The following is a 1,746-nucleotide window of genomic DNA, read 5'->3' on the forward strand; positions in this document are numbered from 1 at the left end:
AGGTCTTTTCTCGAGTCTCTTTTAATAGATCCAGGTGTAATTTCATTATATTAACAAAGACAAAATTATGAGATGCCCCGGAAATTGCCAAATGAAATTCAGTATCTGATTCCGTTTTTTTATCCTCTTTTAGTTCTTCTTTCTGGTTCATTTTATTTAGAGCTTCTTCAATTATTTCTATATCTTCGGGAGTGGCTCTTTGGGCAGCAATTTCAGCAATTTTTACCTCAAATATCTCTCTTGCTTCTAAAAGTTCTAAGATAGAAGATTTTTCCAAACTTAAGATAATATTTTCTGTATTATTATGATCGTTTTCCCTTATCTCTCGAATAAACCTTCCTCCCCCCGGCTTACTCTTAATTAAGCCTCTTGATTCTAAAACTCGAAAGGCTTCCCGTAAAGAATTTCTGCTTATAGATAACTTTTCAGCCAGTTCTCTCTCAGGAGGAAGTTTGTCTCCTGGTTTTAATTCGTTATTTTTAATTAAATCCATAATTTGTTCTATTACACTTTCGTATAAACGGACCGGAGCAATTTCTTTAAATTCCATATTTACCTCTTTTTTAAACTATTGGGTTACTGGGTGACCCAATTAACTACTTTTAATATACCACATAAATTTAAAAAATCCATCTTTTTTAAAAAATATTTTAAAATTCTTTTGAATATTTTTCGAAATGATTAGAAGTAATGTGATATGAAGATAAAAGTGAATATGAGTAGTTTGTTCTTGCAGGAGGGTCGGATTCCTCCGACCCCATTTTATTAGATTTGTTTTTCTGTGGTTGTTTTTAAATATCTAAGTCTATGATTAATTAATTTTATTTATCTAAAAACTCAAAAGGAGAAATTATGTCCTCTCCGAATTTTGCCCTGGCTTCTTTTAATCTTTCGATTTGTGCTTTTAGCTCTTGGGTAAAGGTGACCGGCATATTAATATTTTCAAAGATTCTGCTCATCCTCTCCATCTTTTCTAAATACTTTTTAACTCTTAAAGAAAATTGTTGTTCATATTCTTCCTTACTATAATCTTTTTCAAACTCACCTTTAAATAACGCTTTTAAATCTTCATATTTTGGTATTTTTCCAATAGGAGTTTCAATGGCTTCATATTCATTATTGACTCTCCCCTCAGCCCAGAGAATCCACACTTTTTTATCTAATTTGCTGTTTAAATATTTATCATTTTCACCTTTCAAAAAATAATTAGTGGCATAAATCTTGGGAATCTCTTTAAGGCCATCAATAAATTTCAAATGATTTTTAATATAAGTTTTAAAAGGCACCGAAATAAAATCAAGATTAGCCATAGGATTATGTTCCCTTACCCCTTGCGCTCCTATAATTGCAGAAGTGGTTTCGGATTCTACAATGGCTCCCAAAAATACACCGTGTCCCCAGGTAAGTGCTTCTGCTATGGGAACCGTGGTATCAGAATCTCTTCCTCCATAAATAATAGCTCTTATTGGAACACCAGCCGGGTCATCGGCTTTAGGATCAAGATTATTTAAGGCCTTTAATCTTATGGTAAATCTTGCATTTTTATGGGCACAGTCGATTTCTTTTCCGGCTTTATCCTTTTTGCCTTTGAACCATTCTCCTGAATGATTAGTGCCCTTATCTGGTATATCTTTTCCCATACCCAGCCAATAAGGGACACCATCATTAATTAATACATTAGAAAAAATAAGTTCTCTGGGAGTATTTAAAGCCTGATAAATTAGTGGGTCATCCACTGCATTTACA

Annotated in this window: 2 protein-coding genes; both read right to left on the bottom strand. The window is 32.9% G+C overall.

The window, feature by feature from the left end:
• The coding region (locus COZ07_RS04655) for a FadR/GntR family transcriptional regulator (protein WP_406607420.1) at nt 1–550 on the bottom strand (550 nt) is incomplete at its 3' end.
• Nucleotides 551–821: 271 nt separating this feature from the next.
• Nucleotides 822–1,746, bottom strand: a 925-nt coding sequence (locus COZ07_RS04660; protein ID WP_406607421.1) for a phosphoenolpyruvate carboxykinase domain-containing protein, incomplete at its 5' end; no start/stop codon positions are given.

Source organism: Candidatus Infernicultor aquiphilus (assembly GCF_002784285.1).
In the GTDB taxonomy this organism is placed as follows: Bacteria; Atribacterota; Phoenicimicrobiia; order Phoenicimicrobiales; family Phoenicimicrobiaceae; genus Infernicultor; species Infernicultor aquiphilus.